At 75.1% G+C, this 21505-nt stretch carries 18 protein-coding genes; 12 read left to right on the top strand and 6 right to left on the bottom strand.

The window, feature by feature from the left end:
- Both MNZ27_RS18940 and MNZ27_RS18935 read right to left on the bottom strand, forming a co-directional pair.
- The coding region (locus MNZ27_RS18940) for a methyl-accepting chemotaxis protein (protein WP_242395658.1) at positions 1-1001 on the bottom strand (1001 nt) is incomplete at its 3' end.
- Between the two features lie 271 nt (positions 1002-1272).
- Complete coding sequence (locus tag MNZ27_RS18935; RefSeq protein WP_242395657.1) at positions 1273-2316, bottom strand: aminoglycoside phosphotransferase family protein; 1044 nt, start codon at positions 2314-2316, stop codon at positions 1273-1275.
- Positions 2317-2443: 127 nt separating this feature from the next.
- Between MNZ27_RS18935 and MNZ27_RS18930 the strand changes: the two genes are divergently transcribed.
- On the top strand, positions 2444-3826 hold the full coding sequence (locus tag MNZ27_RS18930; protein ID WP_242395656.1) for a pyridoxal-phosphate dependent enzyme: 1383 nt from the start codon (positions 2444-2446) through the stop codon (positions 3824-3826).
- Positions 3827-3871: 45 nt separating this feature from the next.
- Here MNZ27_RS18930 and MNZ27_RS18925 read toward each other — a convergent pair whose 3' ends face one another.
- Positions 3872-5146, bottom strand: a complete 1275-nt coding sequence (locus MNZ27_RS18925; protein ID WP_242395655.1) for an MFS transporter — start codon at positions 5144-5146, stop codon at positions 3872-3874.
- A gap of 26 nt (positions 5147-5172) precedes the next feature.
- Here MNZ27_RS18925 and MNZ27_RS18920 point away from each other — a divergent pair, with 26 nt between their 5' ends.
- Positions 5173-5415 (top strand): YgaP family membrane protein, encoded by a 243-nt coding sequence (locus MNZ27_RS18920; protein ID WP_242395654.1) that lies wholly within the window; start codon positions 5173-5175, stop codon positions 5413-5415.
- Here MNZ27_RS18920 and MNZ27_RS18915 read toward each other — a convergent pair.
- Positions 5406-5708 carry a hypothetical protein gene (locus MNZ27_RS18915; protein ID WP_242395653.1) on the bottom strand — a complete coding sequence of 101 codons (303 nt, stop codon included), beginning with the start codon at positions 5706-5708 and terminating at the stop codon, positions 5406-5408. The genes MNZ27_RS18920 and MNZ27_RS18915 overlap by 10 nt on opposite strands.
- A gap of 254 nt (positions 5709-5962) precedes the next feature.
- On the opposite strand from MNZ27_RS18915, the gene MNZ27_RS18910 reads away from it, so the two are divergent.
- The 6 genes from MNZ27_RS18910 (at position 5963) to MNZ27_RS18880 (ending at position 14578) form a co-directional block, all read left to right on the top strand.
- Positions 5963-7111: a hypothetical protein gene (locus MNZ27_RS18910; RefSeq protein ID WP_242395652.1), complete on the top strand. Its 1149-nt coding sequence runs from the start codon at positions 5963-5965 to the stop codon at positions 7109-7111.
- 135 nt (positions 7112-7246) lie between these two features.
- Positions 7247-8302 carry an NADH:flavin oxidoreductase/NADH oxidase gene (locus MNZ27_RS18905; RefSeq protein ID WP_242395651.1) on the top strand — a complete coding sequence of 352 codons (1056 nt, stop codon included), beginning with the start codon at positions 7247-7249 and terminating at the stop codon, positions 8300-8302.
- A 48-nt stretch (positions 8303-8350) separates the two neighbouring features.
- The gene (locus MNZ27_RS18900; RefSeq protein ID WP_242395650.1) at positions 8351-9235 is read left to right on the top strand and encodes an MBL fold metallo-hydrolase; all 885 of its coding nucleotides are present in this window, start codon (positions 8351-8353) and stop codon (positions 9233-9235) included.
- Between the two features lie 61 nt (positions 9236-9296).
- Entirely contained in the window at positions 9297-10466 is a 1170-nt protein-coding gene (locus tag MNZ27_RS18895) for a class I SAM-dependent rRNA methyltransferase (RefSeq protein WP_242395649.1), read from the top strand.
- A gap of 176 nt (positions 10467-10642) precedes the next feature.
- Positions 10643-12793 (top strand): cyclic nucleotide-binding domain-containing protein, encoded by a 2151-nt coding sequence (locus MNZ27_RS23725; RefSeq protein ID WP_277958111.1) that lies wholly within the window; start codon positions 10643-10645, stop codon positions 12791-12793.
- A gap of 159 nt (positions 12794-12952) precedes the next feature.
- Positions 12953-14578: a sensor histidine kinase gene (locus tag MNZ27_RS18880; RefSeq protein WP_242395648.1), complete on the top strand. Its 1626-nt coding sequence runs from the start codon at positions 12953-12955 to the stop codon at positions 14576-14578.
- Between the two features lie 17 nt (positions 14579-14595).
- Here MNZ27_RS18880 and epmA read toward each other — a convergent pair whose 3' ends face one another.
- Positions 14596-15723, bottom strand: coding sequence for an EF-P lysine aminoacylase EpmA (epmA, locus tag MNZ27_RS18875; RefSeq protein ID WP_308197993.1), 1128 nt, complete (start codon positions 15721-15723; stop codon positions 14596-14598).
- Between epmA and MNZ27_RS18870 the strand changes: the two genes are divergently transcribed.
- A complete protein-coding gene (locus tag MNZ27_RS18870; RefSeq protein WP_242395646.1) occupies positions 15673-17397 on the top strand; it encodes a hypothetical protein in 1725 nt (574 codons plus the stop codon). The two genes, epmA and MNZ27_RS18870, sit on opposite strands and share 51 nt — an antisense overlap.
- Before the next feature lie 380 nt (positions 17398-17777).
- Here the strand turns inward: MNZ27_RS18870 and MNZ27_RS18865 are convergent, their stop codons facing one another.
- A complete protein-coding gene (locus tag MNZ27_RS18865; RefSeq protein WP_242395645.1) occupies positions 17778-18677 on the bottom strand; it encodes a hypothetical protein in 900 nt (299 codons plus the stop codon).
- A 197-nt stretch (positions 18678-18874) separates the two neighbouring features.
- Between MNZ27_RS18865 and MNZ27_RS18860 the strand changes: the two genes are divergently transcribed.
- The 3 genes from MNZ27_RS18860 (at position 18875) to MNZ27_RS18850 (ending at position 21364) form a co-directional block, all read left to right on the top strand.
- Positions 18875-19681: an alpha/beta fold hydrolase gene (locus tag MNZ27_RS18860; RefSeq protein ID WP_242395644.1), complete on the top strand. Its 807-nt coding sequence runs from the start codon at positions 18875-18877 to the stop codon at positions 19679-19681.
- Positions 19678-20460, top strand: a complete 783-nt coding sequence (bioC, locus tag MNZ27_RS18855; protein WP_242395643.1) for a malonyl-ACP O-methyltransferase BioC — start codon at positions 19678-19680, stop codon at positions 20458-20460. Before MNZ27_RS18860 ends, bioC begins: the two co-directional genes overlap by 4 nt.
- Before the next feature lie 289 nt (positions 20461-20749).
- Positions 20750-21364 (top strand): RNA polymerase sigma factor, encoded by a 615-nt coding sequence (locus tag MNZ27_RS18850; protein WP_242395642.1) that lies wholly within the window; start codon positions 20750-20752, stop codon positions 21362-21364.
- Positions 21365-21505 lie beyond the last annotated feature (141 nt).

Raw genomic sequence — 21505 nt, 5'->3', positions numbered from 1 at the left:
CCCTCCTCCGCGTTCCTCGCCCCCTCCTTCGCCATCGCCTCCGTCTGCCGCGAGCTCTCCGCGTTCTGCGTGATCGACGCGCTCATCTCCTCCAGCGACGACGTCGTCTCCTCCACGCTCGCCGCCTGCTCCCCCGTCCCCTGCGACAGCGCCTGCGCCGTCGCCGACACCTGCTGCGACGCCCCCGTCAGCACCTCCGCCCCGCCTCTCACCTCCCCGATCACCTCCGCCAGCTTCTCCCCCATCGCCCGCATCGCGGCCTGGAGCTTCCCCACCTCGTCCCCGCTCGTCACCTCCACCTGATCCCGGAGATCCCCCTTCGCGATCCGATCCGCCGCCGCCACCGCCCCGAGCACGGGCACCGTGATCGAGCGCGTCACCCACGTCGCGACGACGACCGCGAGGATCAGCGCCGTCGCGATGAGCCCGAGCGAGAGCGAGCGCGCGCCGGCGTACGCCGCGTCCTGCTCGGCGGCCGCCTCGTCCATGAGCTTCCCCTGCTGCTCGAAGACGCGCAGCCACCCGTTCTCGAGGCGCTGGAGCACGGGCTGGACCTGCGCGTCGCCCGCGCGGACGGCCTCGTCCCGTCGCCCCTCCTCGACGAGCCTCACCACCTCGCCCTGCACGCGGTCGTACTCCCCCATCGCCGACTTGACCTCCGCGAGGCTCCGCGCCGCGTCGTCGGAGAGGTGGAGCGCCTCCAGCCGGCGGATCACGTCCTCGAGCCGCTGGTCCACGCTCCCCGCCTCCGCCGCGAACTTGCGGGCGGCGGAGCCGTCCTCGGCGAGGACCATCCGCTCCATCCGGATCTCCAGCTCCATCGCGAGGTCGGCGCCCTCCTGGGCGATCCGAGCCTTGACCCACCGGTCCCTCGTGATCTCCTCGGCGTGCTCCTGCATGAACGCGAGGCGGTCGAGGCCGATCCAGCCGACCGCGAGCAGGAAGAGGCACACGGCGGCGAACGCGGCGCCGAGGCGGCTGCCGATGGAGAGGTTCTTCACGTGGAGATCCTTTCGGGGCGCCTCGTCGAAGCGCGCGACGCAGCGCCGATTGCAAGGATCGCGTCACATCGACGTGCGACATCACGCCGCACGACAGGCAGGGGCCTTCGCCACGGAGATCTCGGAAATCCGGTTAGTTACCGAGGATGGCTTGGAACGCCCCCGAAGGGGTTCTCATCCACCCGCGGGTGTCCACTTCCGCAGTGCTCGCGCGCTCGGGCGTTCGCGTCCGGTCCGGGCGCTGCGGCGCGGTCGGAGATCGACCCGACCGCTACGCCGCGAGCTCCGGGACGTGGCGGGCGAGGATCCGCTGCAGCTCACCGAGCTCCGGGCGGCGCGCGAAGGCGGCGCGCACGTAGCGGAGGGAGGCGGGGATCGACGGCAGGAAGCCCGGGTTCTTCTTCACGCGGTCGATGAAGACGAACCGGCCCGCGTCCTTGAGCTTCCGCTGGACGGTGAGCAGGTCGAAGGTCTCCCGGAACGGCCCGTACTCGAGGCGGGGCCCGCCCGCCGCGGCGAGCCGGTCCAGGTAGCGCCGGAGCATCGCCTCGACGAGCGCCGGCTCGAGCTCGACGTAGCTGTCGCGGAGGAGCGCGACGAGATCGTACTGGCGCGGCCCGAGCAGCGCGTCCTGGAAGTCGATCACCGCCTGCTCGCCGCTCGGGAGCACCATCAGATTTCGCGACTGGTAGTCGCGGTGCGTGAAGCCCCTGGGCTCGGCCGCGAGCGTCGCGGCGATCCGGTCGAACTCCCGATCGACGACCGCCCGCTCGGCGGGCGCGAGCCTCGCCCCCTTCCACGCCTCGAGCCCCCACTCGAGGAAGTGATCGAGCTCCCAGCGGTACAGCTCCGCGTCGAAGCTGCGGGTGAAGGCGACGGAGCCCTCCGGCCGCGCCTCGGCGGCGGCGCGCAGCCGCGCGAGCTGATCGATCGCCCGCGCGTAGAGGGGGGCCGGCGCCTCCCCGGCGAGGAGCCGCGTCTCGAGCATCTCGTCGCCGAGGTCCTCCAGGACCATCAGCCCCCCGGGCTCGTCGAACGCCCGGATCGCCGGGACCCGGACGCCGAGGCCGGCGAGGTAGCGCTGCACGTCCACGAAGGGATTCACCGCCGGCGCTCCGCCCTTCGTCACCTCCTCGGGCTTCGCGTCGGGCGGCAGCACCATCACGACGTGGGACGCCGGGAAGGTGCCCACGCGCCAGTAGCTCCGGAGCGAGGCGTGCCCGGCGAGGCGCCGCACCGGCGCGCGGGCCACGTCGGCGCCGGTGGCGCGCGCGACCGCGCCGCGGACACGGGCTTCCGTCTGGGGATCCTGCATCGCTCTCGCCTCTCTCCGGGGCCCTTCGCCCGCCGGGCGCGCCCTCGCGGCGCGCGTTGACGCCGCTCGCGGCGCCTGCCTATAACGCCCCGATTCCTGCGGATCTTTCCGCCCCGGAGCGCGCCCCATGAGCTACCACGAGAACGTCCTCTCCGCGATCGGGCACACGCCGCTCGTGCGGCTCCAGAAGGTGGTCGGTCCGGACGACGCCACCGTCCTCGTCAAGCTCGAGTACACGAACCCCGGCGGCTCCATCAAGGACCGCATGGCGCTCCACATCATCGAGAAGGCCGAGCGCTCGGGGCTGCTCCGCAAGGGCGGCACCATCGTCGAGAACACGAGCGGCAACACCGGCGTGGGCGTCGCGATGACCGCGGCGGTGAAGGGGTACCGCTGCGTCTTCACGATGCCGGACAAGATGTCGAAGGAGAAGCAGGACACCCTCAAGGCGTTCGGCGCGCAGGTGATCGTCACCCCCACCAACGTGCCGCCCGACTCGCCCGAGAGCTACTACTCGGTCGCGAAGCGCATCGCGGCCGAGACGCCGAACAGCTTCTACCTGAACCAGTACCACAACCCCGACAACGTCGAGGCCCACTACCAGCTCACCGCGCCGGAGATCTGGGAGCAGACCGGGGGGCGCTTCGACGCCTTCGTCGCCGGGCTCGGCACCGGCGGGACGATGAGCGGCTGCGGGAAGTTCTTCAAGGAGAAGAACCCCGCGATCCTGAACGTCGGCGTGGACCCGGTCGGCTCCGTGTACCACTCGATGTTCAAGACCGGGAAGCTCTCGCAGCCCCACGTCTACAAGATGGAGGGGATCGGCGAGGACATGATGTGCGGCGCGATGGACCTGTCGGTCCTCGACGACGTCCGCCAGGTGACCGACGTCCAGGCGTTCACGATGGCCCGGCGCCTCGCCCGCGAGGAGGGCGTCTTCGCGGGCGGCTCGTCCGGCGCCGCCGTCCACGTCGCGGTCGGCCTCGCGCGGGAGCTCGGGAAGGGCAAGACGATCGTCGTGCCGCTCCCGGACGGCGGCCGCGCCTACATCTCCAAGTTCTTCTCCGACGAGTGGATGCGCGACAACGGCTTCCCGATCGCGTCCGGCGCGGGGGGCGTCCGGGCCGCGACCGTGAAGGAGATCCTCGGCCGGCGGCGCGGCGGCGTGATCACCGCGCACAAGGGCGACAAGGTCGAGGCCGTCGTGAAGAAGATGAAGGAGCACGACATCTCCCAGATGCCGGTCGTGGACGAGGCCGGGCGCGTCACCGGGATGATCCACGAGTACGACCTGCTCAACTTCCTCATCGAGGGGAAGCACCGGCTCTCGGAGGTGGTCGAGCCGCTCGTCCAGCCGCTCCAGGGCGTGGTCGGGCCCGACACCCCCATCGCCAAGCTCCGCGAGATCTTCAACGACGACCACGTCGCCGTGGTGAAGGAGGGCGATCACGTGACCGGCGTCGTGACGAAGATCGACCTCATCGAGTTCCTGGGGGAGCGGCTGAAGTAGGACGGGCACCCGGGAAGTCGACGCCGGCGGCGGGCGAGCGCGCCTTCAGCGCTCGGCGCGCTCCTCGGGCGGGCGCAGGGCGCGGAAGCGGCGCAGGAGCGCGAGGTCGTAGAGGATCTTGAGGGCGCCGGCCGCGAGGAACGGGACGCCCGCGAGGGCGGCGCTCGCGTAGAGCGGCCCGGCCGCGAGGGGCGCGAGGGCGGCGCCCACCGTCCGCGCGATCCCGGTCACCCCCGCCGCCGCCGAGCGCTCGTCCGGATCGACCACCGCGACCGTGTAGGACTGCCGGGTCGGCACGTCCATCTGCGAGATCGAGAACCGCAGGAAGAGCACGCCCACGGTGAGCCGCAGGGTCGGCATCAGGGGCACGAGGGCGAGGAGCACGTTGGACGGCAGGTGGGTCGCCACCATCGTGTTCACGAGCCCGATCCGGCGCGCGATCCACGCGGCCGAGAGCGCCGACAGCCCGGCGAGCACGTTGGCGCCGAAGAAGATCGCGCCGAGCCCCACCTCCGAGACGCCGAAGCGCCGGTGCAGCCAGTAGGCGACGAAGGCCTGGACCACGAGGCCGCCGGCGAACGCGTCGACCGAGAACAGCGCCGCGAGCTCGAGCACGATCCGGCGGGAGCGGTGAAGGCCGAGGAAGGCGGCGCGCGGCGTCGCGGCGATCGCGCCGGGCCGCGCGAGCTCCACCGCCGGCGAGAGGCGCAGGAAGGCAACCGCGAGGAGGAGCCCGATCGCCCCGTAGGCCGCCGACACGGCCCGGTAGCTCGCGAGGGGCGCGAGGCCGGCGCGCTGCAGCCCCTCGGCGAGCCCGCCGCCGGCGAGCGCCCCGACGGCGGTCGAGAGCGCGCCGGTGAGCTGGTACCAGGCGAACGCCGCGGTGCGGCGCCCTGCCGGGAGCTCCTGCGCGAGGGCGGCCTGCTCGACGGCGAGGAACGGCCCGACCTCGTTCCCCGACGGGCTCATGACGCCGACGGTCGCGGCGAGCAGCAGGAGCGGGAACAGGGTCGTGGACGAGAACGCCGCGCCGGCGAGCACCATGAGGAGCGCGCCCGCGACGAGGGTCCGCCGCCGCCCGGCGCGGTCCGCGTGCGTGGTGAGCCACAGCGAGATCCCCGCGTCGCCCGCGAGGGTGAGGCCGAGGAGCAGGCCGATCCGCGCCTCCGAGAGCCCCGCCGCGGAGAGGTGCAGGACGAGCACGACGGAGAGGAGGCCGTAGGCGAAGAGGCGCGCGGCGCGGGTGCCGAAGAGGAGCGCGACGTCGCGCAGGACCGGCTGCGCCGAACCCTTTCCGACGGCCTCGGCTCTCACCCGCACGGGGCAGATCCCCAAGGAGTCTCGTCATGACCACCGAGCGCGGCGTTCGCATCCTCGCCGGCACCTTCGTCCTCGTCTCGCTCCTCCTCGGAGCCCCCGGCAGCCCGGCCTTCGTCAATGCACACTGGCTCTGGCTCGCCGTGTTCGTCGGAGCGAACCTCTTCCAGAGCGGCTTCACCCGCTTCTGCCCGGCGGAGCTCATCCTGAGGAAGGCCGGGGTCGGCAGGGCGGCGGTCGGGGAGGCGCAGGGGACGCGCCCTCAGCAGTAATGCAGGCACCCCTTCGCGAGCTCGCGCTCGAGGAAGGCGTGCGCCTCCTGGGCCGGGCCCACGAAGCAGCGCGACGAGCCCGGGGCGTCGTCGTAGACGAACGCGCAGCGCCAGATCAGGAACGTGGACTCCCACTCGCCCCAGTCCACGCCCGGTGCGTCCCGTTCCGGCGGTTCGCACTCGCCAGGCAGCGCCAGCACGAGGCGACCGCTCGCACGATCGCGGCACGGGCGCGCGCCGTGCGCCTCCGCCCATCGGCGAAGCTCCACCACGTCCTCGATGGTCCGCATCATCCGATGATCGCCCCGCTCCCCTGACCGGCGGCGACGTGCCGGCGACGGCGGCCGTCGCACGATCATCCCCTGTTCACCCTGGGGACCGCCCCCTCGCGGATCAAGGACGCTCCAGGGCGCCGTCACGCGCCGGGCGTCCGGCCGGCACGCGATGGAGCGATCCGGCGCCGCGTCGGATGCTCGCGCTCGGGCCAGGCCATCCCGATGCCTGCGAGCCGCGGCCGTGTTTAGGGTTGAGCCACCGGGAGGCACCGATGGCTTCTCTCCGACTCCGGCGCGCGCCCGCGGGCGCCTCCGCCGCGACGATCGCCGCAGTGACGCTGGGGGGCTTCGCGACGGGCGCCGCCCTCCTCTACCTCTTCGCCCCGCGACGCGGCGAGGCGCGGCGCCGGCACCTCGGCGCGGCGATCCGCGAAGCCCGGACGCGGGCCGGGACGGCGGCCCGCGAAGCGCGGGCTCGCGCGGAGGCGCAGGCCCGCCGCCTGAAGGAGGAAGCGGCCGCGGCGCTGCGCGCCGGGCAGGAGGCGGTGGAGCAGCGGGTCGAGCAGGCCGCCGCGCACGCCGAGGCCGGAGCGCGGCAGGCGCAGCCCTCCGCCACCACCGCCACCACCGCCGCCGCGCGCCGCTCGCCCGACGCGCAGGCGGCCCAGGGCGCGGCGATCGGCGTGCTGCTGGCGCGGGCCGTCTTCGGCCGGGGGCTCATGCGGATCCCCGCGGGGATCGCGGGTGTCTCGCTGCTCTCGCGGCTCGTCGGGCGCTCGCGCTCGCTGCGCCGCGGCGTCGAGCAGACGCGCGACCTGACGGCCTCGGCGGCGGAGCGGCTGCGCGCCAAGGGCGCCAAGGGCGCCGAGGCGACGGGCGGCGCCGGTCGCGAGCGGCCGGCGCCGCGGGCGGAGGTCCGCGAGGTGAAGAGCCCCGCGGAGCTCGAGCCCGGCGTCGCCCGGGGCGTCCCCGAACCCACCTTCGAGGATCGCGTGGACCGGGGCGGTCCGCACATGGGAGGCCCGGCTGGCGGCGGCTACCGCGCCGAGGTGGCCGAGCCCGGCGAGGACGGCGGCTTCCTCGCGCCCTCCACCGACGACGTCGAGCGCAGGGGCGAGTTCGACGCGCCGGACGCGGGGCGGGCGGTGCGCGAGGGCGAGCTCGGGATGGTGGTGCCGCAGGAGGACGCCGAGGAGACGCGGCGGGCGAGGGAAGAGAAGGAGGAGCGGGAGGAGCCGCCGCTCATCGTCGCGCCCGGCGAGCCCGAGCCGAACACTCGCGCCCGGATCGTCGCGCCCGGCGAGGTCGAGGCCCACCCGGAGGCCCGCATCGTGGACGCCGGCGAGCGGCCCCTCGGGAGCGGCGCGTCCGGCGCGCCGGGGGCGACCCGGCGCGAGCCGTCCGACGAGGGAGGCGGGTGAGGTTCGTCTCCCCCAGCCTCGCCGGCGTCCCATCCGAACCCACGGCGCGACGCGTGTCCGAGGTCTGAGGCGTCCCCGCGCCCGCCGGCCCCTTCCGGTTGCGCCCGAGCCAGGGGGCGCTTACATGCGCCGACCATGACGGATCTCTTCTCCCCCTTGCCGCTCCGCTCGGTCGCGCTCCGGAACCGTGTCGCGCTCTCCCCGATGTGCCAGTACTCCGCGATCGACGGCCTCGCGAACGACTGGCACCTCGTCCACCTCGGCGCCCGCGCCGCCGGCGGCGCCGCGCTGGTCCTCGCCGAGGCGACCGCCGTCGAGGCGCGCGGCCGGATCTCCGCCGCCGACCTCGGCCTCTGGGACGACGCGCAGATCGAGCCGCTCGCGCGGATCGTGCGCTTCGTCGAGTCGCAGGGTGCGGTGGCCGGGGTCCAGCTCGCCCACGCCGGCCGGAAGGCCTCGGTGCACGCGCCGTGGGACGGCGGCGGTCCGCTCGCCGCGCGCGACGGAGGGTGGGCGACCGTGGCGCCGAGCGCGGTGCCGTTCGAGGGGCTGCCGCCCCCGGCCGCGCTCGACGAGCGCGGGATCGCCGGCGTGGTGCAGGCGTTCGTGGCCGCCGCCCGGCGGGCGCGGGCGGCGGGCTTCCGCGTCGTCGAGCTCCACGCCGCGCACGGCTACCTGCTCCACGAGTTCCTCTCGCCGCTCTCGAACCACCGCACCGACCGGTACGGCGGGAGCTTCGAGAACCGCACCCGCCTCGTCCGCGAGGTGGTGACCGCGGTCCGCGCCGAGTGGCCGGAGGCCCTGCCGCTCCTCCTGCGCATCAGCGCGACCGACTGGACCGACGGTGGCTGGACCCTGGACGAGTCGGTGGAGCTCTCGCGCGCGGTCGCGCTGCTCGGCGTCGACCTCGTCGACGTGTCCTCCGGCGGCACCGTCCCGGCGAGGATCCCCGTCGGCCCCGGGTACCAGACCGCCTTCGCCGAGCGGATCCGCCGGGAGGCCGGGATCGCCACCGGCGCCGTCGGGGTCATCGTCTCCCCGGAGCAGGCGGATCACGTGGTGCGGAGCGGGCAGGCCGACCTGGTGATGATCGCGCGGGAGATGCTGCGGGATCCGAACTTCCCGCTGCGCGCCGCGAAGGCGCTCGGGCGCGAGGGGCCCTCTCCGAGGCAATACGCGCGGGCGTGGTGAGGCGGGCCGCGCGATCCCTGCGGTCCCGGTCCGGTCCACAAGATGGTGGTGTCCTCGCGGCGGGCGCTCTACGCTCCTGGCGTGATCATCGGGCGCTGGGACATCGCGAGCCTCGTGGACGCGCGGTTCGCGCTGGACGGCGGGGCGATGTTCGGCGTGGTGCCTCGCCCGGAGTGGGAGCGCGCGGCGGCGCCGGACGCTCGGAACCGCGTCCCCCTGCTCGCGCGCTGCCTGCTCGCGATCGACCGGGACGCCGGGCGCGTGGTGCTGGTGGACACCGGGCCGGGCGACAAGTGGGATCCCGGGCGGGCGGCGCACGACGCGCTCGATCGAGCGGGCCTCGGGCTCGACGCCGCGCTCGCGCGCCGAGGCCTCGGCCGCGAGCAGGTGACGGACGTGCTGCTCACGCACCTGCACGTGCACCACGCCGGCGGCGTGACGCGTCGCGGTCCGGGCGGCGCCCTCGAGCTCTCCTTCCCGCGCGCGACGCACCACCTGCAGCGCCGCCACTGGACGTGGGCCCACGGCCCGTCGGATCGCGACGGCCCGACCTTCACCGCCGAGGACTTCGAGCTGCTCGCGCACACGGATCAGCTCCACCTCGTCGAGGGCGAGGCCGAGATCCTGCCGGACGTGGAGCTGGTCCTCTGCGAGGGGCACACCGTCGCCCAGCAGCTCCCGCGCTTCCACGGCGACCAGACGCACCTCACGTTCGGCGGCGATCTCGTCCCCACCCGCGCGCACCTCGAGCCGTCCTGGATCAGCGCGTTCGACCTCCAGCCGGTGACCACGCTCGAGGAGAAGAAGATGGTGCTCGCCGAGGCGCTCGAGGACGACGGCGTCGTCGCCTTCGGGCACGACCCCGGGATGGCGGCGTGTCGGCTCGGGGAGGAGGAAGGCCACCCCGTCTTCAGGGAGCGGGTGGAGCTGTAGATGGACGAGCCGAGCGGTGGCGGTGGCGTCCGCGCCGCCTCTCGGGTACACGTCCGGCACGATGAACGAGCGCAAGGTGAAGATCAGCCGCCGCGGCGCGGAGCGGCTCCAGCATGGCCACCTCTGGATCTACCGGAGCGACGTCGAGGACGTCCCCGCCGGCGTCGAGGCCGGGGACGTGGTCGCCCTCGTGGACGGCCGCGGGCGCTTCCGCGGGAAGGCGTTCTGGTCGTCGCGATCCAAGATCGCCCTGCGGGTGGTCACGCGCGACGAGGTGCCGGTGGACGAGGCGTTCTTCGCGGACCGCCTCTCGGACGCGATCGCCCTCCGCGCGCTCGCCTTCGGCGACGAGCCGTTCGTCCGGCTCGTCCACGGCGACGCGGATCTCCTCCCCGGCCTCGTGGTCGACCGGTACGCCGACGTGGCGGTGCTGCAGACGCTGGTGCCCGCCACCGACCGTCGCAAGGCGCTCTTCGCCGACCTCCTCACGAGCGCCCTCGGCCTCCGCACCGTCGTGGAGCGGAACGACGTCCGCGTGCGGGAGCTCGAGGGGCTCGACCAGACGAAGGGCGTCCTCCGCGGACCGGAGCCCGGTCCGATGGAGTACCGCGAGGGCGCGGTCCGGATGAAGCTCGACGTCCTCGGCGGCCAGAAGACCGGCGCGTTCCTCGACCAGCGCGAGAACCACCTGCGCGCCGGCGAGTACGCGACCGGCCGCTGCCTCGACTGCTTCAGCTACGCCGGCGGCTTCGCGCTCCAGCTCGCGCGACGCGCCGAGCGGGTGACCGCCGTCGAGATGCAGGCGCCGGCCGCCGCGCTGCTCCGCGAGAACGCCGCCCTGAACCGGGCCGAGAACCTCGAGGTGATCGAGGAGAACGCGTTCGACTACCTGCGCGACCGCGCCGAGGAGGAGCCGGCGTTCGACGTCGTCGTCCTCGACCCGCCGGCCTTCGCGAAGAACAAGGACTCGCTGCCCGCCGCGCGGCGCGGCTACAAGGAGATCAACCTCCGCGCCATCCAGATCCTCAAGCCGGGCGGGATCCTCGTCACCGCCTCGTGCAGCTATCACCTCGCGGAGGAGGCGCTCGAGGCGCTCGTCCTCGACGCCGCGAACGACGCGGGGCGGCGGGTGCAGATGCTCGAGCGGCGCGGCGCGGGCCGGGATCACCCGGTCCTCCTCGGCGTCCCGGAGACCCGGTACCTCAAGTGCTTCGTCCTCCGGGTGGTCTGATGGCGATGCGACCCGCCTCGACGCGATGACGCCTGGAGCGCCCCGCGGGGGAGCGCGCCCGGGAGCGGCGGCCGCGTCCGACGTCCGCACCGCCTGGCCTGGGACCGCTCGCCACTCCCTTTGCACCCCGGGACCGCAGTAGGATTGGGCCCTACTCGGGAAAGGGCTCGCAGAAGATGGCCGTCCGGCCGCAGGACCTCGGCGCACCCGCGCGCTCCGCGCTCGATCGGAGCCCGCTCCTCGCCCGCCTCGACGCGGCCGAGCGACTCCGGCTGCTCGGGTTCGCCGAGCGCGTCACGTTCCCGCCCCATACCCGCGTGCACGGCGACGCCGACTCGGGCAAGCACCTGTGCGTGGTGCTGGACGGCACCGCCACCTGCCGCCACGAGGGGCTCGCGCTGCGCACCCTCGGGCCCGGCGACCACTTCGGCGAGCTCGCGATCCTCGCCGGCCGCCACCGCGGCGAGACCGTCACCTCCGACGGGCCGCTCGCGGTCGCCCGCTTCTCCGCGGCGGCCTGGGCGGCGCTCGAGCGGGAGGCGCCCGCGCTCGCGACCCAGGTCGCCCTCGGGATCGCCGCCGGCCTCGCGGACGAGCTGACCCAGGTGACCGACGAGATGGGGCTCCTGCTGCGGGGCCGCTCCCTCCCGCGCGCGCAGGAGATCGTCGTCCGCGTGCTCGGCGACGAGCGGCGGATCCGGACCGGCACCCGCCTCCTCGACCTCCTCCCGGCGACGGTCGGCGGCGACCTCGTCGTCGCGGGCCTCCTCGGCCAGAAGCCGGTCTCGCTCGCGACGCCGGTGTTCACCGACACGACGATCGCGCCCCTCACGCTCTCGCACTGGGAGGGGCGGCAGATCTACTCGCGCTCCCTGGGGCTCCTCCTGCTCGAGGCGGCGCACCAGGTCGCCCCCGCGATCGCGGTGCGCATGGGACGGTCGCGCGGGACGCGGCAGGTGGTCGAGGTCCCCGGCGTGCCCGAGCGTGAACGCCCCGCGCTCGCCGCGCGGATCCTCGAGGCGATGCACCGGATCGCCGCGGCGGACGCTCCGTTCCGGCTCGAGTACTGGGCCACCGACGAGGCGGAGCGCTGGTTCGCGGATCGCGGCTGGGACGACGCGGCGCGCCTGCTGCGCTTCCGGCGGCAGTCCACCGTCCGGCTCGTCTCGTGCGGCGAGGTCTACGCCCTCTCGCAGGGGCCGCTCCTCGCCTCGACGGGCCCGCTCGACGGCTACCGGCTCTCGGCGGACGCCGTGGGGCTGGCGCTCGTGGGGGGGGCGCGCTCCCCGGGCACCGGCCACGCGGGCACGGGGGGCGGCGCGCCGCCGCCGGAGCCACGCGACGGCCACATGGTGGCCGAGCACCAGGCGTGGCTCGCCGCCCTCGGGGTCACGAGCGTCGGCGCGTTCGACGACCTGTGCGTCTCCGGGAAGGTGACCCAGCTCATCCGCGTCTCCGAGGGCTTTCACGAGAAGCGGATCGGGCGGATCGCCGACGAGGTCGCGGCCCGCCGCGACCGGATCCGGATCATCTCCATCGCCGGCCCGTCCTCGTCGGGGAAGACCACCTTCATCAAGCGCCTCACCGTCCAGCTCCAGATCGACGGCGTGCGGCCGGTCGCCATCTCCCTCGACGACTACTACGTGGACCGCGAGGAGACGCCGCGCGACGCCCGGGGCGAGTGGGACTTCGAGGCGCTCGAGGCGATCGATCTCGCGCTCCTCCAGGACCACGTCCGGCGGCTCCTCGCCGGCGAGCAGGTCCGCACCGCGCGCTACGACTTCCTCACCGGCCGGAGCGCCCCCGAGGGCGGGCCGACCATCCGCCTCCGCGCGGGCGACGTCCTGATGCTCGAGGGCATCCACGGCCTGAACCCGCGGCTCCTCGGGTCGATCCCGGGCGAGGGCGAGCTGTACCGGATCTTCGTCCACCCGGCGACGACGCTGCCCTTCGATCGCCTCACCCGCGTCTCCGCGACCGACCTCCGGCTGCTCCGCCGGATCGTCCGCGATCGGCACCAGCGCGGCTACTCGGCCGCGGACAACATCGTCCGATGGCCCTCCGTCCAGGCGGGCGAGCGCGAGCACATCTTCCCGTTCCAGCACGAGGCGGACGCGGTGTTCGACTCGTCGCTCATCTACGAGCCGGCGGTCCTGAAGGTGTACGCCGAGCGCTACCTGCTCGAGGTCCCGCCGACCCACCCGGCGTTCCCCACGGCGCACCGCCTGCGGTATCTCGTGGATCGGTTCGTCTCGATCTACCCGGATCACGTCCCTCCGACGTCGCTCATCCGCGAGTTCATCGGCGGGAGCGGCTTCGAGTACTAGGAGCCTCGCCTGGCCGAGCCCTCGAACACCGTCCACACGCTCCGCCGCCTGCGCGAGCTGCTCGACCGCGCCGAGGGCGCGGGCGCGGCGCCCGACGCGACCGCCCTCCGGGGAGGGCTGCGACGCCTCGCCGACGAGGGCGCGCTCGCCGAGGCGGTGGTGGAGCACACGGGCGCCCTCGTGGTGGTGCTCGATCGCAGCGCGCGCGTCGTCCGCTGGAACGCGGCCTGCGCGCGCGTGACGGGCGTCCCCGCCGAGGAGATGTGCGGCACGCCGATCTGGACGGTCGTCCCCGCCGACGAGCGCGACGGCGCCCGGGCGGTCCTGGACCAGCTCGTGGCCGGGGGACGCGGCGGGGACCACGAGGTGCACCTGCTCTCCCGCACCGGGCCGGCGCGGCTCGTCGCGTGGTCGAACTGCGTGCTCCGCGACGAGGCCGGCGAGGTGGCGTACCTCGTCGGCACGGGGATCGACGTCACCGGCCGCGCCGAGGCGGAGCAGGCGCAGCGGCGGCAGGCGAGGCAGCTCGAGGCGCTCGCCGAGGCCTCGCGCGTGTTCGCCTCCGGGCTCGACTACAGGACCACCCTCGACACGGTGGCGCGCCGGCTGGCGGAGCTCATCGGCGACGGCGCGCTCATCCGGATCCTGTCACCGGACGGCGGCTGGCTCGTCCCGGTCGCGGTCGAGCACCCGGCGCCGGAGCGGGCGGCGCTGCGTCGCCGGATCCTCGCCGCCGCGCCGCAGCGCGCGACGGAGGGGATCACCGCGCGCGTCCTCGACTCCGGCCGGACGCTGCGCATCCCGGCCCTCTCGTCGGAGACGATCCGGAACGAGATGAAGCCGGAGTACCTCCCCTACCTCGAGGGCGTGACGAGCCTCCTCATCGCGCCGCTCGCGCAGCGGCGGCAGGTGTTCGGCCACATCACCCTCATGCGCGACGCCGGCGGCGCGCCGTACACCGCGGAGGACGAGGCGCTCCTCGAGGACCTCGCGCACCGCGCCGCCCAGGCCATCGAGAACGCGCGCCTGTACGGGGAGGCCCAGGCGGCGGTGATGGCGCGCGACGAGTTCCTCTCCATCGCCTCCCACGAGCTCCGCACGCCGCTCACCGCGCTCCGCCTCGCCCTCGAGAACATGCGCCGCGTGTCCTCGCGCGGGGGGGCGGACGCGCTGCCGCCGGCGTACGTCGAGCGCGTCCTCGGTACCGCGGAGCGGCAAGGGCAGCGGCTCGAAAAGCTCGTCTCCGCGCTCCTCGACGTCTCGCGGATCCACATGGGGAAGCTCGACCTCGACCTCGAGGAGACGGACCTCGAGCAGGCCGTGCAGGACGCGGTCGCCCAGGTCGAGGACGAGGCCGCCCAGGCCGGGAGCACGGTGGTGGTCCACGGCGCGCCCGCCGTCGGCCGCTGGGATCGGCTGCGGCTCTCGCAGGTGGCGACGAACCTGCTCTCGAACGCGGTGAAGTACGGCGCGGGGAAGCCGGTCGAGGTGACGTACGGGGCGGCGGACGGGCGCGCGTTCCTCGTGGTGAAGGACAGCGGGATCGGCATCGATCCGGCGAGCCAGCACCAGATCTTCGAGCGCTTCGAGCGCGCGGTGTCGTCCCGGAACTACGGCGGCCTCGGCCTCGGGCTCTACATCGTGAAGCGGATCGTCGAGGCGCACGGTGGGTCCGTGCGGGTCGAGAGCAGCTCGGGGGCGGGCTCCGTGTTCTCGGTGGACCTGCCGCAGCGCCCGCCCGCCGGTCGGGATGGCGCGCCTGCGGCGGGCGCGGCAGCCCGCTGACGGGCACGCGCCGCGACCTACGCCCCCACCCCCGGGAACCCGCTGGCGGGGAACAGCAGCACCTCCTCGATGGACTTCGCCCCCACGAGCAGCATGAGCAGCCGGTCGAGCCCGATCGCCACCCCGCCCGCGTCCGGCATCCGCCCCACCGCCGCGAGGAACGCCTCGTCGAGCGGGTAGACGCGCCGCCCGAGCCGGCCCCGGAGCGCCTGCTCCTCGACCAGCCGGGCGCGCTGCTCGACCGCGTCGTTCAGCTCCGTGAAGCCGTTGGCGAGCTCGAGCCCGCCCGCGTACAGCTCGAACCGCTCCGCCCAGCGCGGGTCGTCGCGCTTCACCTTGGAGAGCGCCGCCATCGAGGCGGGCCAGTCGACGAGCCAGGTCGGGCGCTCCGCCCCGAGCCGCGGCTCGACGGCGTTCAGCATCACCCGGAAGAACACGTCGTCGAAGGACTCCCCGCCCGGACCGGGATCGTGCCCCGCCGATCGCGCCGCCTCGACGAGCCGCTCCGCGCGGCCGTCGCACGCGGCGAGGTCCACCCGGGCGTACCGGAGGAAGGCCTCCTGGACCGTGAGCGTCTCGAAGGGCGCCCGGAGGTCCACTGCGCGCGCGCCGCGGACCGCCCGGGTCCCGCCGCCGAGGAGCGCGCGCGCGCAGCCCTCGAGCACGCGCTCCACGTCCGCCATCACGCCGCGGTAGTCCGTCCCCGTCCGGTAGAGCTCGAGGAGGGTGAACTCCGGGTTGTGGGTCGCGGAGACCTCGCCGTTGCGGAACACGCGGGAGAGCTGGAAGATCCGGTCGAAGCCCTCCGCGAGGAGCCGCTTCATCGCGTACTCCGGGCTCGAGTGGAGGAAGAGCGGCACCGCCGCGCCGCCTCCCTCGGGCACGAAGGGCGCCTCGAACGCCTGGATGTGAGGCTCCATGCCCGGCGCGGGCACGAGGCTCGGCGTCTCCACCTCCTCGTACCCCCCCTCACCCAAAAGCCGACGCACCGCCGCGGACAGGCGGGCGCGCGCCCGCGCGTTCGCCCTGCGCTTCTCGAAGTCCATCCGGCGGACTCTAGTACCTCGCCGGCGGTCCCGCGCTACACTCGAGCGGTGAAGCGCCTCCTCCCGCTCGTGCTCCTCCTCGGCGCCGGCTGTCCGCACCGCGGCGCCGCCCCGGCCCCCTCCCCCGTCGCGGCGCCGGCCGAGGCGGCCTCACAGGGGGGCGCCCCGGCAGCCCCCCCTCCGGCGGCCCCCCAGGCGCCCACGGCGTCCGACGCGCCACGACCCGATGCGCCACGGCCCCCGGAGTCGGCGCCCGCCCCCGCCCAGCCCGCGCGGCGGGGCGCCCGCGCCGACCTGAGGGCGATCCGCGCCGGCGCGGAGGCCGTGCTCCGCGCCCAGGCCGTGGCCTACTGGCGCTGGTTCAGCCGGGGTGACGTGCCGGATCCCGGCGCCGCGTGGAAGGGGCAGGCCGGGCTCCTCTCCGACGCGACGCTCGCCGGCGTCGCCGCCGCTGCGCGCACCGCGAACGGCGACGAGCGGCGCGGCCTCGCCCACCTCCATGCCTGGCTCGTCGGGGAGCGGCTCGCGCGCGACGCCGCCGAGCCCGCGCGCGGCGGCGCCGCCCCACCCGCGCCGGCGACGTTCCAGTGGGACGGGCGGGCCGTCCCGCTGCGCGATGCGACCGCGCTGCTCGCCGGCGATCACGACCACGACCGCCGCCGCGCCCTCGCGGAGGCGGCCGCCGCGGCGAGCGCGCCGCTCGTCGCCGTCGCCGAGGCGCGCGAGGCGCGCCTCCGGGAGGCGGCGAAGGAGCTCGGGTACGGCTCGACGCTCGAGCTCGCGGCGCAGGTCCGGGGCGAGGTCCCCGACGCGCTCGGCGCCCTCGCCGAGGCGGTGCTCACCCGGACCGAGGCCTCCTGGAACGCGCTGCTCGGCGAGCTCGCGCGGCGCGAGGGGTTGGCGCGGGACGAGATCCGCGCGAGCGACCTCCCCTGGCTCCTCCGCACGACGGCGCCCGCCGCCGCCTTCCCCGGGGATCGCCAGCTCGACGCCGCCGCCGCGCTCCTCGGCGGGATCGGGCTCGATCTCTCCAAGCAGCACAACCTCCACCTCGATCCCGCCGCGCGCGCCGGGAAGATCCCGCACGCGATCGCGATCCCGCTCGATCCGCCCGGCGACGTCCGGCTGTCCACGGCGCCGGTGGCGGGGCTCGACGCGCTCCGCGGCGTGCTGCACGAGCTCGGGGTGGCCGAGCACTACGCGCACGTCCGCCCCGGCCCGCCCGAGCTGCGTCGCCTCGGCCCCGCCGCCATCCCGGAGGCGTGGGGGATCCTCTTCGAGGAGGTCGGCGGCGATCCCGCGTGGCTCGCCGAGCGCGGCCTCGACGTCGAGCACGCGAAGGCCGAGGCCCGCACCGCCGCCGCGCGCCGCCTGCTGCGCGCGCGGGAGGCGGCCGCTCGCGTCCTCGCCGCCATCGCCCGCGCCCGCGCTCCGGCCGAGAGCGCGAGCGAGGACGCGCGCCTCCTCGCCCGGGCCCGCGGCTGCCCAGCCGATCGCGATCCGTTCCCGCCGCTCGAGCCGGATCCGCTCCTGCGGAGCGCCGAGACGCTGCGGGCCGAGCTGCTCGCCGCGCAGGCCGAGCTGTTCCTGGAGGCGAAGGCGGGGGCGGCCTGGTGGCGCTCTCCCGCGAGCGGCGGCTGGCTCCGCGGCGCGTGGGCCGAGGGGGGCCGCCGCACCGCGGAGGAGGTCTCCCTCGCGATGGGGCAGCAGGGCCTCGATCCCGCCGCGCTCGAGGTGCTCGTGAAGCGCAGGGGCTGGCCCGACCGAGAGTAGTTTCGAAGAGCGACGGCGGGGCCGCGGGCACGTTGGCGGCCCCGGCTCGGTCGACGGCGTCCACGCGCGCGCCCAGCGAGAGTGACGCGCGTGCGCGAGCCCTCGGCGTCTCACTGATGGCGACACCCACTCGCATTGAGCTGCTGCGGCGCACGCTGTTTGCCTGCGCGGGGCAGACTTCTCCCTGCGCTGCTCGCACTTCGACTCCGGCGCGCAGCGCGCGCCGGAGCCTGTCCTGATACAAGCGGAGCTGCCGCAGGCAGCGGAGTCGAAGGGCTCAGGGCGAACGGAGCTTCGAATCGCCAGCGCTGCTCGGTCGTCGTGTGCCCCCGCTCGGCGACGGCATCGTCCCGGCTGCTCGGCTGACGAAGCGGAGCGGGTCATCCGCGGGTGTCGGCACACCTCGCTGCGTGCTGGACGCGCATCAGCCAGGTGCCGGGCGGGAAGAGGGTGTTCCGGAGGCCAGCCCTCCATCTCTCGAGCGCCTTCTTGTACGCCCGCCCGAACTCCTTCAGCTGCTGCAGCGCCTCGATCCGCTTCCACCTGTTCCTGCACGCGACGCGAGGATCGAGTCCCCGCCGCGGCTCGCAGGAGAGCGGGTGCGCGCGGGACTTCTGGGCGAGGACGCGGGCTGCGCCGAGGAAGGACCGGCCTCTCTTTTCGAGCTCCGCGGCGGCACGGTCCTCGGCGTCGTGCAGCGCCTTGCGGAGGCGTGCGGCGAAGGCGGCGTCGGACTCGAAGCCGGGAGGCCTGCAGAGCCGAAGGCTGGCCGAGGCCGGCATGCGGCCGAGCTCGCGGAAGAACACCGTCGGCCGCTCGGTGACGATGGCCTCTCCGCCGATCAGTCCCGGGTCGGACCAGAGCCCGGGCCACTCCCGCCCACGGCGCACGAGGCCAGCGGCCACGGGGTTCGCGAGGACGTAGACCATCTTCTCGACGACCGCGTCGTCCGTCTCGAGCTTCACCGCGCTGTAGCTGTTGCGTTCCCAGAAGCCATCCCACCGGCCAAGGAAGCAGTTCGTCGCCCTGGCGACGAGGCCGTCGAGGTACCGGTGGAACTCGGGGAGCCGGGCGTGCGGGTCGGTCACGACCAGATGGAAGTGGTTCGAGAGCACGCAGTACGCGTGCACCTGGATCCTGTACCGGCTCGCCGCGACGGCGAGGACGTACCGGAAGATCGCGTCCGTCTCCTTCGAGGGCCGGAGGAAGAAGCGGCGCTCCGAACAGCGGCGCGTGACGAGATAGGTGGTGCCTTCGAGAACCTGACGCGGCGCGGTCATGGGCAAGGCCCAGGGCAACAGGCGTGCCGGCCAGGGATCGTCGGAGATTCAGCGCTTCGCCACGAGGTCGCCGTCCGCGCCGCGGACGGCTCGGTCCGCGAAAACTTCTCTCGGTCGGGTTCGTCACGGTCGGGTTCGTCAACCGGGGCGGGCGCATGGGTTGACGATGCCGGTTCGGCTGCTATCCTGCGCGGTCCATGCCCTCCCTCGAGCTGCCCACCGGCACCCGCGTGGCCTATCTGGACGCGGGCTCCGGGCCTCCGCTCGTCCTGCTCCACGGCTGGGCCATGTCCTCTGCGGTCCTCGCCGACCTGGGCCGGGCGCTGGGCGCCGGGCGCCGCGTGATCCTCCCCGACCTCCGCGGCCACGGCGCCTCCTCCCCGGCTCCGCTCGACCTCGACCTCCTCGCCTCCGACCTGGCCGCGCTCGTCGAGCGGCTGGACCTCCACGAGGTCTCCCTCGCCGGCTGGTCGCTGGGCGGACTGGTCGCCCTCGCCGCGCTCCCGCGGATCCGGGCTCGCGTCGCGCGGCTCGCCCTCCTCTCGTCCACCGCGCGCTTCACCACGGGAGAAGGATGGCCTCACGGCCTCCCGCCGCAGCACGTCGAGGTCCTCGCCCACCGGGTGCGCCGCGATCCCGGTCGCGCCCTCCCCCGCTTCTTCGACGCCATGTTCGTCCCCGGGGAGCTGGACGGCGCCGGCCGCGCCCGCGCCGCGGCGATCCGCGACGCGCTCGCCCCGCCCGACCCCGCCGCCGCGCAGGCCGGGCTCGCCCTCCTCTCCACCGCCGACCTCCGCGCCGAGCTCGGCGCCGTGGACCGCCCCACCCTCGTGATCCACGGCGAGGCCGATCCCATCTGCCCGGCCGGCGCCGGCCGGGCGCTCGCTGCGGCGATCCCGGGCGCGCGGCTCTCGCTCGTCCCCGGCGCGGGGCACGCGCCGTTCCTCTCGCGGCCCACCGTCCTCGCGGACGCGCTCCGCGCCTTCCTCGACCTGCGCGCATGAACCCGGTCGACAAGCGCCGCGTCCGCCGGAGCTTCTCCCGGTCCGCCGCCGCCTACGACGGCCGCGCCGTCGTGCAGCGCACGATCCAGGACCGCATGCTCGCCCTCGTCTCGGAGGCGGCGCCCCGCGCGCGGCGTGCTCTGGACGTCGGCGCCGGGACCGGCGCGCTCCTCGCCCACCTCGCCGCGGCGCGCCCCGGGCTCGCGCCCGCCGCGGTCGATCTCGCCCCGGGCATGGCCGCCGCGGCGCGGACCCGGGTGCCCGGCGCGCTCGTCGCGGCCGCCGACGCCGAGGCCCTCCCCTTCCGGAGCGGGTCCTTCGACCTGGTCGTCTCCACCTCGGCGCTCCAGTGGCTCGAGCGGCTCGAGCCCGCGTTCCGCGAGGCGCGGCGCGTGCTCGCCCCGGGCGGCGTCCTCGCGGTCGCGCTCTTCGGCGCCGGCACGCTGCGCGAGCTCAAGGACGCCTGGCGCGCGGCCGCCGGGGACTCCGCCCGCACGCACCGGTTCTTCTCCCTCGACGAGGTCGCGGGCGCCCTCGCCGCCGCGGGGCTCGCCGCGCGCGCGGTGTTCGAGGAGGAGCTCGTCGAGCACCACCCCGACGCGCGCGCCGTCCTCCGCGCCCTCAAGGCGATCGGGGCGACCAGCGCCGTCCCCGGCGCCCGCGGCCTGGGCGGCCGGCGCGCGACGCTCGACATGCTGCGCGCCTACGAGGAACGCCACGCGACGTCCCGAGGGGTTCCGGTGACCTGGCACGTGGTCTGGGGCCTCGCCACCCGGTGATCCCGTCGCCGTCCCGCCCGGGGCGGCGCAACTACTCTCGGTCGGGGGACCACGGGGGACCGTGACCCCGCCCGGGGCGGTGCGACTACTCTCGGTCGGGGGCGGGGGTCGGGGGCGGGGGATCGCGGGGCGGCGACCGGCAGTCCACGGCGAGCCACGGCGAGGTGGGGTCAGGTGCGACAGCGCGCACCCTCGACGCGGGTGACGATCTCCACAGAGCGGCCGAGCCGCGGTACGCTCGGCCGGCAAGGAGCCCGCCATCGCATCGCCGGATCCCAGGCTCGCCTTCGTGAACGCGGACGCCGCCCTCCCCGGCGCCGCGGCCGACCTGGCGGCTCCCGACGCGATCGAGGCGGCGGATCTCGACGCCATCGCCCGGACCCTCGCCGGGGACCGCGAGGCCTTCGCCAGCGTGGTGCGGCGGCACGCGCGCGGCCTGGTCTCGCTCTGCACGCGGATCGTGAACGACCCTCGGTTCGGGGAGGAGCTCGCGCAAGACGCCCTCGCCCGCGCCTACTCGAGCCTCGGCTCGTTCCGGCGCGACTGCCAGTTCCGGCACTGGCTCTTCCGGATCGCGGTGAACGGGTGCCGCGACTGGCTCAAGGCCGGGGCGCGCGCGGAGCGCTCGTGCGAGCTCACGGGGGACGAGCTCGTCACCGCGGTGGACCCCGAGCGCGACGCCGCCGCCCGGCAGGCCGTCTCCGCGCTGCGGTCCGCCATCGCGGCGCTGCCGCAGAAGTATCGCGAGGCGTTCACCCTGTTCCACGTCGAGAACCTGCCGTACGAGGAGATCGAGGCGATCACCGGCGTCCGGGTGAACGCGCTCAAGGTCCGGGTCCATCGCGCCCGGCTCATGCTGCGCGAGGCCCTCGGGGAGCTCGTCGAGACGGAGGTCTCGCCGTGACGGATCGCGAGCTGTCCGAGCTGCTCGACGCTCGCCCCGGCAGCGCGCGCGCCGCGCGCGCGCTCGCGGCGCTCCCGCCGGAGCGGCGCGCCGAAGCGCGCGCGCTCCTCGCGCTCTCGCGCCTCGCGGGCGCGCAGCCTC

Source organism: Anaeromyxobacter oryzisoli, from assembly GCF_022690765.1.
GTDB classification, from domain to species: Bacteria; Myxococcota; Myxococcia; order Myxococcales; family Anaeromyxobacteraceae; genus Anaeromyxobacter; species Anaeromyxobacter oryzisoli.
Note: the sequence above shows the minus strand (reverse complement) of the source record. Positions and strands in the feature narration are given on the sequence as shown.

Coding starts and splice junctions, on each gene's coding strand:
- MNZ27_RS18860 (WP_242395644.1), top strand. CDS start 18,875: ATGCCCTCCCTCGAGCTGCCCACCGGCACCCGCGTGGCCTATCTGGAC.
- MNZ27_RS18915 (WP_242395653.1), bottom strand. CDS start 5,708: ATGATGCGGACCATCGAGGACGTGGTGGAGCTTCGCCGATGGGCGGAG.
- MNZ27_RS18930 (WP_242395656.1), top strand. CDS start 2,444: ATGAGCTACCACGAGAACGTCCTCTCCGCGATCGGGCACACGCCGCTC.
- MNZ27_RS18920 (WP_242395654.1), top strand. CDS start 5,173: ATGACCACCGAGCGCGGCGTTCGCATCCTCGCCGGCACCTTCGTCCTC.
- MNZ27_RS18910 (WP_242395652.1), top strand. CDS start 5,963: ATGGCTTCTCTCCGACTCCGGCGCGCGCCCGCGGGCGCCTCCGCCGCG.
- MNZ27_RS18935 (WP_242395657.1), bottom strand. CDS start 2,316: ATGCAGGATCCCCAGACGGAAGCCCGTGTCCGCGGCGCGGTCGCGCGC.
- MNZ27_RS18905 (WP_242395651.1), top strand. CDS start 7,247: ATGACGGATCTCTTCTCCCCCTTGCCGCTCCGCTCGGTCGCGCTCCGG.
- MNZ27_RS18895 (WP_242395649.1), top strand. CDS start 9,297: ATGAACGAGCGCAAGGTGAAGATCAGCCGCCGCGGCGCGGAGCGGCTC.
- bioC (WP_242395643.1), top strand. CDS start 19,678: ATGAACCCGGTCGACAAGCGCCGCGTCCGCCGGAGCTTCTCCCGGTCC.
- MNZ27_RS23725 (WP_277958111.1), top strand. CDS start 10,643: ATGGCCGTCCGGCCGCAGGACCTCGGCGCACCCGCGCGCTCCGCGCTC.
- MNZ27_RS18865 (WP_242395645.1), bottom strand. CDS start 18,677: ATGACCGCGCCGCGTCAGGTTCTCGAAGGCACCACCTATCTCGTCACG.